This window comes from Bacillus luti (assembly GCF_001884105.1).
GTDB lineage: Bacteria > Bacillota > Bacilli > Bacillales > Bacillaceae_G > Bacillus_A > Bacillus_A luti.
Map to the genome: position 1 here is coordinate 89,889 of NZ_MACI01000062.1, position 12,292 is coordinate 102,180.

Below are 12,292 nucleotides of genomic sequence, written 5' to 3' on the forward strand. Positions count from 1 at the left end.
TTTTTGGTGAAAAAGTAAAGGGATGTAGCAACTAAAACACCGATAAGGATCGCTTCCCAGTAAACATACCAACTTACGTCACGAACAAATATGTCTAAAAAGTAATACATGGATACTCACTCCTTTTAATAAACTTTCGATAGTTTTTTTCGAATCCTGCCAATTGGATAGATAAGCGTATTGTGTTGGAGGTATTTAGGTTATCTGAAAGAAAACTTATGACAGTGGATTCACATAATGAATGCATGACTTCTAATTTATCCCTACAAATACTTCGTATTATGTACCTTTCTCCATGGTTCAATATCTAAACTTTGTTCTTCATTACGTTATCAGTCATAGTAATGACTGATAACGTAACTTTACTCATAAAAATGTCTATTAAAAACTTTAAATAAATTTCATACATATAATTAAATATACACTATTTTTGAGCCCTAACCTCCCGCTAAATGAGTTCGAGAGAGTACATTATTCATCCTTTAAAACTCCCTCACATACCGCTCAGTACAACTCAGCAGCTGACATCCGTTCTCTTCAAAAACATCCTTCATCCACTCATTTTGCACATTTGTCTCACCGATATAATAAGATGCACCTATTTCCTTTAAGACAAACATTGCCCCTGTAAAGAATGCTACTTCATACCCTTTATTTTTCATATTTGGAGTGACTCCAAAATACATAAGCTTTCCTTCTTCTAACGTACCTCTTTCAATATGCGGGATTACAATTCCGATCGGCTCTTCACCTACAACCGCTGTTAAACAATGTTCTTTCCATTGCTCACCAATTTCTTGTAGCATCATATGTACAAATTGATCCTGAGCGACTGGTTCTCCCGTCGCTTCATTCCACAGTGAATAAAAAGCCTCTTCTCCCACTTCTTCAATAAGCTTAAAATCCATTTCACTTTCTACATCTTCTACTTCATATATATCTTTAAATACAATCATGCTTTCCGTAACATATTCAAATGAATACGTTTCAAAACATTTTTTATACACATCATAATTTGGACTTTTTGAAGAGATTTCAAAATGTAGTTTTTCTAATCCATCTTTTTCAGCTTCAGCAACGCAATATTGCATCATTTCCTCTAATTGCTCTTCTGTAAAAATCTCTGCATTATTTTCTTTTATCATAATAGAAGAAGCACTTCTTCTTATTTTAAAATGTTTTGCTAACTGTTCTATCGTCGTCATATTCTTCCCTCATCTATATCATACTCGAATTTGTAATCGTTCTCCTTGCATGAGCAGGATTGTCCTTGAATATATAGAATACTAGAAAAGATCGCATCTTTAAAGTGCGGAGGAGGTTCTCCATTGGATATTACAGCGCTGCAACAACAGTTAGAGCTTATACAACAAAATGATTATACGCAACTGCAACATATAGATATAAATGAGTTAACTTTAAACATGCTTCAATATATCGGAACGACTGACAGTTATGTTCGTTACCAACTTATATATAAATGTTTTGCTCATTTTATTCATCATGAATTCCTTATGGACGATCAACTGAAATTACTGTTACATACATGCTTAAGTGATGAGTATTTATATTGTGACATTCACTCCCCACAAACAGATGGGGTTTTCACACGTTCTTACACTGTTTCGTTAATTGCATTAATACTCCAATTCGCTAACTCGCACTACTTTTTTACAGAGGAGGATATCGAGGAAATAAAAAACAAACTCATTACATATACAAACTTAGAAACTGATTTTCGAGGCTATATCGAAAATAAAGGATGGGCTCATTGTATCGCCCACGTATCTGATGCCTTTACTGAAATTGTTCACAATTCCTATACGACCTTCCAGTGGTATGAAGAATTAATTCATTGTTTATTAAATAAAATTTTCATTCCGTCTGATCTTTTTCATAATAACGAAGATGAACGTACCGTTACTCCGTTACTAGCAATGCTGTATCATGACCTCTCACAAGATACGTTAATTTCAATTATTTATAAAAAAATAAAAAGGCTTCCTCAAATTAGAAAACGCCTTTCACTTAATGAGTATTGTATTTTATGTGCGAACATTAAAACCTTTTTACGCACATTATTTTTTAGAACAAAAGATGATCATAACTTAGCCTTTACAGCACGTAAAACAGAAAGAATGTTAAAAGAACTTCCTAATTATTATTAAATGTAAGGAGAAACATTATGGGTTATATTGAAGACATGAGAAATCTAATAGGAAATCATCCACTTATTTTAATTGGTTCACACGCCATTATATTAAATGAAAAAGATGAAGTATTACTGCAGCTTCGGACAGATTTTAACCGCTGGGGTATTATTGGCGGGGCCTTAGAATATAACGAAACACTCGAAGACGCTTTAAAGCGAGAAGTATTTGAAGAAACTGGGCTTATCATTAAAAATCCAGAACTATTCCGTACATACTCAGGACCAGATTACTTTCAAATTTATCCAAACGGCGATCAAGTACACGGTGTACTCGTTGTTTATATTTGCCGTGAATTTCACGGTGAGCTTATTTGTGATCAAACTGAGTCAAAAGAATTACGTTTCTTTCCGCTGGATGAATTGCCTAGTACTCTTCATCCCGTTATTGAGCGTATTATTAGGGAATTTCAGCACTCCAATTAAAAAACATTACATATTGTATGTAGTAATAAAACACCCTCATTTCCCATCATGATAACGTGAAATGAGGGTGTTATCGTTCACCGTAAATCCGAATGGTTCCCTTAGCAGTTAGATCGTTATTTCAATCTGATTTCCTTCCGGGTCACTTACTACACTTTCATAGTAACCATCTCCTGTAGTACGCGGGCCATTTAACACAGGATAGCCTGCTTCTCTTAACCTATCCGTTAATTGATTCACTTTTTCTTTACTACCTACAGAAAAAGAAATATGAGCATATCCTATTGTTTGTGTTTGTAATGCATCATCTATCCCTACCTGCTTCATAAGCTCTAGACGTGCTCCACCTTCAAAAGTTATAAAATAAGATTTAAACTGCTTTTTCGGATTGTGATATAAGCTATTTTCTTCACCATCGAAGTATTGTTTATAAAAATCACGCATTCTTTCTAAATCATTCACCCAAATTGCTACATGTTCAATTTTCATAATCGACACCTTTTCTTTTATGTTATTCAACTGGCAATTGGATGCTTATTTGCCAGTGCATTTAATTTTCTTTCTTTGTTTTCGTAATCATAAGATCAAGTCCAAGGCTTTTTAATCCATATAAATAATCTTCTTTCCAGTTGCTCACTGTTATTTTCGGAATATGTTCTGCCGGAATGTACTGCGGACAAGTTTTTACAATTTGATCTATTACAAATTGGTTCACTTCATCATCACAGAAAATAAAGGCATGAGGGTTAATAATAGCTATAAATGTAGAAATTAAACGGGTCATAGCATCTATATTATATTCCTCTGGATTATCGGAATTTTCAGCTTCATCTCCACTTCTCAAAGCTTGCAAGAAATTTTTATTATCATACTGCGGAACGAAAGATATCTCTCCTGAGAAAAATGTACTTCCGCGTATGACATCTCCATTTACCATAATCCCGGCACCTGGGCCGTTTTGACCCGCATACAAATATACAAGAGATGAATTGTCATAATTCCCCGTATTTTTATGATAGCCGAGCACTGCAGCATTCATATCGTTTTCTATTACTACCGGTATAGAGAATAGATCCTCCAAATGACTTTTCAAATTAAAATTTTGGAACTTCTCATATCCAGGAATGTAGAAAATACGCCCATTGTCTACCGCACCAGGCACTCCAATTGATATGGAACTTATTTTCGGAAACGTAGCTATTAGACTTTCTATTTGTTCTGTTAATACGTCTAGGCCCGTATCAATTAATACACTTGAAGTACTGCCTTGTTCTTTTACTTCGCCTAAACAGTTAAAAATTGTATAGTTCGTCTCATTTCTCTCTAAAAATATCGCTAAGCCTAACATATATTCCGGATTATATTCATATCGTTTCGCTCTTCTTCCACCACTTGAATCATCTAAACCAGCTAAAGTGACTTCACCGTCTTGTTTCATTTTTTCTATAAATTTACTTATTGTTGGAAAACTAATTTCTAATGTATTACTAAGTTCAACTTTCGTTGCACTACCTCGCTCTAGAAGAGCTGTACGAATGCCGCGAAGGATCGTTTCTTTAATCGATTTTTGAGTAACAAATTGTTCACTCAAATCGCTCACCACCTTAATCAACATACTTATTAAACATTTTTAATAAGTTGCGTTGACAATATATCATACATCATTTTCTAAAGCAATAGAGATGATATATTTCCGCTAGCACGCACTCCGTATTTAACTCGATGTATTCTCTCTCGTAACAGACGATATAATTCCAGACAAGAGAACAAATAATAAAACAGCTAGCAAGGCATTGCGTATTCCGAATGCTTCTCCCAGTATACCTAAAAATGGTGGTCCGGCTAAAAAGGCTGTAAAACCGATGATAGAAACTGTCGCAACATTAGAAGTCGCGTTTTCACTATCATCTCCAGCGGCTGAAAGACCAATTGGGAAACCTAACGCAGCACCAATTCCCCATAGCACGACACCAACTGAAAGAAAATACGAGTTACTCCCAAATATTACGGTTGAAATTCCTATAATCGCCATCATAATCGTAGCACGTACGACAGCGACACGACCGAACCGATCAAGGAAATAACTACTACACATACGAACTAACGTCATTGCCGATACAAAAATAGTGTACATAATAGAACCTGTCACTACACTTTGTTCATGCCCGTCTACCATTATAATAGGTAACCAATCATTTGCACTTCCTTCTGCAAATGCCATTCCTAGCACGAAAAGACCAATTAAAAGCACCTTTTTTTCCATACGTAAGGACGTACGCTTCGTGCCCTTTTTATTCCGCGATTTCTCCTTTTTCCCTGTTCCATGCGGAAGAAAACGATACAACATACATACAAGTAATAAAGACACGATAGAAACTGCAAAAAACTGATACATAATAGGGATGTGAAGCAAGGCAGCAACAGAACCGCTAAGCGCTCCTACTAAAGTTCCTACGCTAAAAAAGCCGTGAAATTTCGGTAGAAGTGTCGTTCCTAATTTCTGCTCAATTGACGAACCTTCTACATTCAATGCAACTTCTGCCAATCCATATCCTACTCCAAATACTAGTAAACTACTAAAAGCCCCCACGCTAGAAGCAAAATAAATAGTAATACCTAAACAAAGCAATCCAATAATCATAAAAAACATACTGCCTATCATTACGTCCCTAGCTCCCCTGCAATCAATGAAACGACTTGCACTTAGTAGACCAATTATTGAACCGACAGATAGTCCGAATAAAATCCAACCCATTTCTGCATTTGATACAGCCAAAATATCGCGCACCGCTGCGGTTCTAGAGATCCATGTAGCAAACGCGACACCTGGCAAAGCAAATAAGAGGAATAGAGCATTTCTAGAGGCTAGTAATGTCTTTGTATGATTATCGGTACAATATTTCTTCATATGAAACACCTTTCAAATTGTCTATACGATAATTTACACTCTAATGAAAACACCTTTTATTCTTCTATCGTTTTAATAATTTTAGCCGGGTTACCACCAACAACTACATTATTAGGTACATCTTTTGTCACAACTGCTCCAGATGCAATTACAGCATTATCTCCAATTGAAATACCAGGGTTAATAATAGCTCCCCCGCCAACCCAAACGTTGTTACCTATCTTTACAGGTTTTCCATATTCTTTGCCAGAGTTCCGTTCCGCTGCCTGTAACGGATGAGTAGCAGTATAAATATGAACATCAGGTGCAAACATACAATTATCACCGATTCGCACTTCACAAACGTCTAAAATAACACAATTGAAATTGGAGAAAAAGTTCTTTCCAATGTGGATATTGTAACCATAATCACAACGAAAAGTAGGTTTAATGTGTGATGTCCCGTCAGCTGAAGAACCTAAAAGCTGATTTAATAAAGTAAAACGCCCCTCATCTCCTGTCTCCATAGCCTCGTTATAAAGACGTGTTAACCGTTTTGCTTCAGTCCTATCGGCTACTAATACTTCATCATCTGGCATATACATTTCTCCTGCCACCATCTTTTCTTTCTCGGTTTTCATACAATCATCTCCTTTATTATTGAATGAGCCCCACTTATTAAACCTCTTTAATAAGTGGCTTTAATTATACTTATTAAACACATTTAATAAGTCCCCCTATATTAGCATACTTTTTCATATATGCAACTCATAAGTTTCGAAAGGACATGTAAACTCCTTATTTTACGTATCGATATGACGAATAATTTATATAGAAAAAACGAGAGAACGCTCAGCGTCCCCTCTCAAATCCAATCCGTTTTTTAATTTCTGCTAAATTTACCTTCGCAATAGCCCGTGCTCTCTCAGCACCTCTTTCTAACGCTTCATATAATAAATTTGGCTCATTCATATACATAGCGTATTTCTCCCGAGGACCTGCTAATTCACGATTTACAACGCGGAATAACTCTTTTTTCACATCGCCCCATCCAATTCCAGTCTCATACTTTTCACGCATCGACTGCATTTCATCCTCTGTCGCAAATTCTTTATATATTGTAAATAACGTTTCAAGCTCTTTCGGTTCATTTGGAAGTGAAGAATCTGTTTTGATTTTAAATATCAATTTTCGTAGTTTTTCTTGCTCTGCAAATAATGGGATCACATTCCCATAACTTTTACTCATCTTCCTTCCATCAAGGCCAGGTAAAATAGCCCCTTCTTCTTGAATCACGTACTCTGGAAGTGTAAATGTCACGCCGAATGTATGATTAAAATACGTCGCAATATCACGAGCAATTTCAATATGCTGAATTTGATCTTTCCCGACAGGTACATGAGTAGCTTGAAATAATAAAATGTCAGCTGCCATTAAAATCGGGTACGTATATAACCCCATATTCACTCCGGCATCAATCTCTAACCCCGCTTCTTTATTTTGCTCTACCTTCGCTTTGTATGCATGAGCACGGTTCATAAGGCCTTTCGGAGTTAGACAAGCTAATATCCAAGCTAATTCTAGAATCTCCGGCACTTCTGTTTGGCGGTAAAAAACAACATCTTCTCCAAGTCCAAGCGATAACCAAGTAGCTGCTACCTCTTTCGTATAACTACTGAACTGACTCGGATCATGTACAGCATTTAACGCATGATAATCAGCTATAAAATACAATGCTTGCCCTTCATTATTCTTTGACATGTATAGCGCAGGTTTAATCGCTCCAATGTAATTTCCTAAATGCGGATAACCTGTCGGCTTAATTCCTGTTAACATAATTTTTTCACTCATACTAACTCCTCCTTTCTCAAAATAAAAAGAGCCCTCATCCTTAAAAAAGGACGAGAGACTCCCGCGGTACCACCTTAATTAGCTATCATTAGCTCACTTTAACTTCTTAACGTGAAGTAACCGTCTTTACCTACTCATTTCAGTTAGAAGCTCCAGAGCCCATTCCATATTCATCCCTTACTGATTTCCACCTCACATCAGCTCTCTGAAAAGTTTCGAATATGTACTCTTCTCTTTCATTGCTTTTCTTTATTTTTTACAGTTTATCACATTTCCCCTTTATACAAAACTGAATTTTCCGTTTTATTTAACGGCATTTGATTTACAATTCAAAAACCGGTGTGATTACCAACCCGTTCTTAATAAAAAAGAGCTAAAGCAGATTGATCTGTTTTAGCTCTTTTCCCTACGTATTCAACTTAACAAACCTATAACCATGCGTAACTAACACTTTCAATATCGCATACCCTGGAATTGCTAAAATAATTCCCATAATCCCAAATAAGTTTCCAGCAGTTAAAATGATAAATATGATTGTAATCGGATGAATGTCTAATTTTTTCCCCATGACTTGCGGAGAAATAAACTTACCCTCTGCTAATTGTACAACCATCATAACGATAATTACTTTTAAAACCATTGCTGGCGAGTCAATAAATGCGATAATTAAGGCTGGTGTAATCGCAATAACTGGTCCTACATACGGAACGATATTTACAATCATCGCTAAAATAGCAAGTAATACAGCATATTTTATTCCTATAATTAGATAACCAATTAATAACATTATACCGATAAACAAGCTAACGATAATTTGCCCTCTAATATATGAGCTAATCGCATAATGCATATCATCTAATATGTTCTTCGCAGCCGGTTGCCTTTGCTCTGAAATAAACTTTAAAAAATGATTTGGTAATTGTTCACCATCTTTTAAAAGATAGAACAATATAAACGGAACCATTACAAACGTTAAAACGACCTCTGTAACAGTACTTAAAAATCCGGTTACATTCCCAGTTACTGATGATATCGATTTCGTAAAATTAACTGTATAGTCTTTTACTATACTCGCTACATCAATATTTAAATTCTCCTGAATTTTACCGAGTACATTACTTTCCCCGAATCTACGTGCTGCTCGTTCGATTTCATGACCGAAATACGGTACGTTTTTTATTAACGCATCAATTTGATCTCGAATAATTGGGATTACCGTTACAACTAAAAATACAAATAATCCTAGTACGATTAAATATATTGATGCTATCGATACAATTCTCGATACACCTTTCTTTTCTAAAAGCGAAACAAATGGATGTAAAATATAAAATAGTACGCCCGCTAATAATACCGGGAAGAAAATTGTTTTTAAAAAGACAATAAACGGAGTAAATACAAAGGAGATTTTTGTTAGTAATAATATATTAATAAATAATAATGCAAATCCAAGTAAAACCGCTAAATAATTTTGTTCTCTAAAAAACTTTTTCAACTTATCTCTTTTTCTTACATTTTCTTTATCCAACGAAACCACCTCTTTGAATCATGAAAAGCCCTTATCTAGGGCTTTTCAGCATAATCTATATCTATATCTATATCTCTATTTCCTTGCAGCTTTCACTACAAATGATACAATAAGAATTAATACGATTGCTCCTAATAATGCTGGCACAACATGAATTCCACCAAATGATGGCCCAAAAGATCCAAATAATCTACCACCTAGCGAAGCACCTAATAAACCAGCAATAATATTTCCTAACATACCACCTGGAAAATTTTTACCCGTTATAGAACTAGCAATTGCACCTATAATAGCACCAACTATTAATGTGATAATCCATCCCATTTTTAGTCCTCCATTTCTATTATAGTTGTATGATTCAATACGAAAATATGTATTTATCAATACTAACTATATTTCACTATAGAAATATACCTACTACTATTTTACGTATGGAGATACATATATTATATGCAAAACAGAAAAACATTGTCAAACTTACCCAACAATCAATTATATTGATATAATTATTTTAAAGGAGGAGTCATATTTTATGATTCATAAATTACTTTCCCATTCTTATGAAGTAGCAACATCCATTTTACAAGTTCAAATTCCAGCTTATAAAGTTGAAGCAATTTATTTAAACAGTACTGCAATCCCTCGTTTATATGATACTGTAAACGATATTCAACATTGCGATGAAACATTCTATGGATATTTTTCTGAACATAAACTTGTCGGCTTTATTTCTTTTATACACGAAGAGAATCTAATTGATATTCACCGACTCGTTGTATCGCCTGATTTTTTTCAAAAAGGAGTCGCAACGAAACTGCTACTTTATATTTTTAACATGTTCCCTTCTTCCATGACATACATTGTACAAACAGGTAAAGCGAATACCCCTGCTATTACATTATATAAAAAACACGGATTCATTACAGTATCAGATACAATACTTCCTGACGGCATGATTCTTACACAGTTAAAAAGACAGAAAAAATAAAATAATTTGACTTGTTCGTCTCTTTATGTTATTTTTTACTTTATAAAACCTTTTGCTGAATCCAAATTTTGGAGCGGGGGAACCATTTTTGTAGCTATGCTACTTGGGGCGAATCTTTTTTAAGTAGGGAAACTCTCACTTCCCGAGTCCGACAGCTAACCTCGTAAGCGTAATGGGAGAGGAAGGTGCTTTTTGCCTATGTTACACAGTGTACCTCCTTAATTATAAATATGGAATCGATACCAATAGACACCTATATTTATAGAAAAGGAGACATGTATAATGTTACGTTTATCTGATCACGCAATAAAAATGATGGAGCAAAGACTTCGACTCGAACAACACCGCACATATCAAGCGAATAAAGTTGTTGATAACTTACATCACAAATACTTTTTTCAGCATATTTTTCAACCGAAAAGATAAAGAAATTGTTCATTTAACATCAAAAACACAAGGTGTGTCTATAAAGACATTCCTTGTGTTTTTTATTCCTTATAATATTCTCACTTACTTTCTCGCCTTAATAATAAAAGTAGTTGGCACCATTCTAGCTTTATATAAAGAATAATACTTCCTAGACGGTTCAGCTAGTTCTCTATCAAACGAACGTGATGGTTCAGGCTCTTCTATTCTCTCAATTGTAAATCCAACTCTATTTAACTCATTTATGTATGTACTTATTTTTCTCTTATATAATGTCGCTTGTACATTTTCTCCTTTAAATGTTTCAAACGTAATAGGTATTTCCTCATGATAAGAAGACTTTATAGTAACTTCTTCTGTACCATACTGTAAGTTTGAATATACTGGGTGCTCCCAACTAAAAATAAAACTTCCTCCTGGCTTTACATATGAATAAATCAATTCCAACGTTTTTCTTAAATTCGAAGTCCAACCTAATGCATAAATGGAGTATACAATATCAAAATACTCTTTAGGAATATCTCCTTCCTCTTCCATTGCTCCGCATATTAATTTTGGATTCCAACCCTTTAATGTTTCATTCGCTGTTTTAATTTGTTCACTCGAAAGGTCAAGACCCCATACTTCCTCTGCCCCGTGTTCTGCTATATATTGCAACGAATGCCCACTTCCGCATCCAATATCAAGAACCTTTTTATTTTCGATTGAATCAAACAAATGAATCTCATCTTCGGACGCTGTATACGGCCCATATTTAGGTAAACAATCTACTTGAAAGAAATAAGGTGCAACCGTATCCCAACACTTTTTATTTAAAGCTAACATTTGTGTGCCTTTCATATTCTACATTCCCCCATCCAATTTTTTCTCCTACTATAAATTACACATTTTAACCCGCTCTTCCTTTTCTCTTCTCCCAGTAATTTTTCACTTTTGCAATTGTTCCGCACGCTCTTCCTCCTTCCCTACAATCATTATTTAGAATCAAAAGCGATCTACAATAAAAAAATTCGACCATCATATTTGACAGTCGAATTTTTTTATTTTTCATATTCAAGATGATTATGTCTTTTACAACCAAATAAATAACAAGCCCCTATATAATCAGTTTCAAATTCTAACCCTGGAACATATCCAGATTTGATACGTTCTATCATTTTTTTATAACAATTTTTCTCTTCTGTATATTCCTCAATTAACTCTTTCTTATCGTTTTCTGTCCAGTTTTCTTCTACTTCTTCATTCTTAACATCTTCTATTTCTGCTGTCTTCGCTTCAATAGATTCGCGTATAACTTCATTTATACGCGAGAAATTATTCGATTTATATAGAGCATAAACAAATCTACTAATCCAATTGGGGCTTTTCCAATCTTCTTTGTATCCTTTTTCAAAACACTCAATTGCTTCTTTATAGCAATTCAATTCAACATATAAATCCGCTACATTAATTTCCCCTACAAAATCATCAGCTTTCCTGCTAAAAGTATCTAGCTTTTCTTTCGCTTCTGTCATTCTCCCTAAATCAATTAAACATTTTACATAGTTATACATTATATAGTCCGAATCCCCTGCAACTCGCAAGAAAAATCCCGAAGCTTTTTCCAGCTCTCCAAGATTATAATGAGCTACAGCTACATTGTAATATGCTTCATTGGATGGTTGAATCGAAAAAGATTTTTGTAATGCTTCTTTCGCTTCCGCCCACTTTTTTTGTTTCATGTAAATTTCCCCTAAGATGCTATACGGAAAGTATGAGGCAGGATTCAACTTAACAACTTCTTTTATTAATTCAAGAGCTTTATCATCATTCTCTTCCTCATAAAAGTACATCCAAGCAAGATTATTGAGAGATTGTACACCTCTAGATTCATGTACTGCTTGTTGAAACAGTTCCATTGCTTCCTCATATTTATTTTGTTCAAACATTTCAAGTGCCTTCTCGTTAATGTTCAAGTAGCTACCTCCGAAGTGAATG

Annotated in this window: 14 protein-coding genes, 1 pseudogene, 1 riboswitch and 1 other annotated feature; of the genes and pseudogenes, 4 read left to right on the top strand and 11 right to left on the bottom strand. The window is 34.7% G+C overall.

Going from position 1 to position 12,292, the window contains the following annotated elements:
• Nucleotides 1–482: 482 nt before the first annotated feature.
• Nucleotides 483–1,205, bottom strand: a complete 723-nt coding sequence (locus BAQ48_RS14490; RefSeq protein WP_071711599.1) for an N-acetyltransferase — start codon at nt 1,203–1,205, stop codon at nt 483–485.
• Nucleotides 1,206–1,328: 123 nt separating this feature from the next.
• Here BAQ48_RS14490 and BAQ48_RS14495 point away from each other — a divergent pair, with 123 nt between their 5' ends.
• Both BAQ48_RS14495 and BAQ48_RS14500 read left to right on the top strand, forming a co-directional pair.
• Complete coding sequence (locus BAQ48_RS14495; RefSeq protein WP_071711600.1) at nt 1,329–2,168, top strand: DUF2785 domain-containing protein; 840 nt, start codon at nt 1,329–1,331, stop codon at nt 2,166–2,168.
• A 17-nt stretch (nt 2,169–2,185) separates the two neighbouring features.
• Nucleotides 2,186–2,635 carry an NUDIX hydrolase gene (locus BAQ48_RS14500; RefSeq protein ID WP_071711601.1) on the top strand — a complete coding sequence of 150 codons (450 nt, stop codon included), beginning with the start codon at nt 2,186–2,188 and terminating at the stop codon, nt 2,633–2,635.
• A 108-nt stretch (nt 2,636–2,743) separates the two neighbouring features.
• Here the strand turns inward: BAQ48_RS14500 and BAQ48_RS14505 are convergent, their stop codons facing one another.
• From BAQ48_RS14505 to BAQ48_RS14535, 7 genes are all read right to left on the bottom strand, one after another.
• Nucleotides 2,744–3,124 carry a VOC family protein gene (locus BAQ48_RS14505; protein ID WP_071711602.1) on the bottom strand — a complete coding sequence of 127 codons (381 nt, stop codon included), beginning with the start codon at nt 3,122–3,124 and terminating at the stop codon, nt 2,744–2,746.
• 61 nt (nt 3,125–3,185) lie between these two features.
• The gene (locus BAQ48_RS14510; RefSeq protein WP_071711603.1) at nt 3,186–4,226 is read right to left on the bottom strand and encodes an ROK family transcriptional regulator; all 1,041 of its coding nucleotides are present in this window, start codon (nt 4,224–4,226) and stop codon (nt 3,186–3,188) included.
• Nucleotides 4,227–4,349: 123 nt separating this feature from the next.
• Nucleotides 4,350–5,543, bottom strand: coding sequence for an MFS transporter (locus tag BAQ48_RS14515; protein ID WP_071711604.1), 1,194 nt, complete (start codon nt 5,541–5,543; stop codon nt 4,350–4,352).
• Nucleotides 5,544–5,599: 56 nt separating this feature from the next.
• Nucleotides 5,600–6,163, bottom strand: coding sequence for a maltose acetyltransferase domain-containing protein (locus tag BAQ48_RS14520; RefSeq protein ID WP_071711605.1), 564 nt, complete (start codon nt 6,161–6,163; stop codon nt 5,600–5,602).
• A gap of 211 nt (nt 6,164–6,374) precedes the next feature.
• Nucleotides 6,375–7,373, bottom strand: coding sequence for a tryptophan--tRNA ligase (locus BAQ48_RS14525; protein WP_071711606.1), 999 nt, complete (start codon nt 7,371–7,373; stop codon nt 6,375–6,377).
• A 43-nt stretch (nt 7,374–7,416) separates the two neighbouring features.
• Nucleotides 7,417–7,622 (bottom strand) — a binding site (T-box leader).
• A gap of 157 nt (nt 7,623–7,779) precedes the next feature.
• The gene (locus BAQ48_RS14530; RefSeq protein ID WP_071711607.1) at nt 7,780–8,901 is read right to left on the bottom strand and encodes an AI-2E family transporter; all 1,122 of its coding nucleotides are present in this window, start codon (nt 8,899–8,901) and stop codon (nt 7,780–7,782) included.
• Nucleotides 8,902–8,976: 75 nt separating this feature from the next.
• Entirely contained in the window at nt 8,977–9,225 is a 249-nt protein-coding gene (locus tag BAQ48_RS14535) for a GlsB/YeaQ/YmgE family stress response membrane protein (protein ID WP_071711608.1), read from the bottom strand.
• 208 nt (nt 9,226–9,433) lie between these two features.
• On the opposite strand from BAQ48_RS14535, the gene BAQ48_RS14540 reads away from it, so the two are divergent.
• Nucleotides 9,434–9,889, top strand: a complete 456-nt coding sequence (locus tag BAQ48_RS14540; protein ID WP_071711609.1) for a GNAT family N-acetyltransferase — start codon at nt 9,434–9,436, stop codon at nt 9,887–9,889.
• Between the two features lie 43 nt (nt 9,890–9,932).
• A riboswitch (cyclic di-AMP (ydaO/yuaA leader) is annotated at nt 9,933–10,075 on the top strand.
• Nucleotides 10,076–10,171: 96 nt separating this feature from the next.
• Nucleotides 10,172–10,315: a hypothetical protein gene (locus BAQ48_RS27960; RefSeq protein WP_000945246.1), complete on the top strand. Its 144-nt coding sequence runs from the start codon at nt 10,172–10,174 to the stop codon at nt 10,313–10,315.
• 84 nt (nt 10,316–10,399) lie between these two features.
• On the opposite strand, the gene BAQ48_RS14550 is transcribed toward BAQ48_RS27960, so the two are convergent.
• From BAQ48_RS14550 to BAQ48_RS14560, 3 genes and pseudogenes are all read right to left on the bottom strand, one after another.
• Nucleotides 10,400–11,155 carry a class I SAM-dependent methyltransferase gene (locus tag BAQ48_RS14550; protein ID WP_071711610.1) on the bottom strand — a complete coding sequence of 252 codons (756 nt, stop codon included), beginning with the start codon at nt 11,153–11,155 and terminating at the stop codon, nt 10,400–10,402.
• A 49-nt stretch (nt 11,156–11,204) separates the two neighbouring features.
• Nucleotides 11,205–11,279: pseudogene (locus BAQ48_RS27590) on the bottom strand (CGNR zinc finger domain-containing protein); the annotation flags it as partial.
• 76 nt (nt 11,280–11,355) lie between these two features.
• Nucleotides 11,356–12,270 carry a tetratricopeptide repeat protein gene (locus BAQ48_RS14560; protein WP_071711612.1) on the bottom strand — a complete coding sequence of 305 codons (915 nt, stop codon included), beginning with the start codon at nt 12,268–12,270 and terminating at the stop codon, nt 11,356–11,358.
• Nucleotides 12,271–12,292 lie beyond the last annotated feature (22 nt).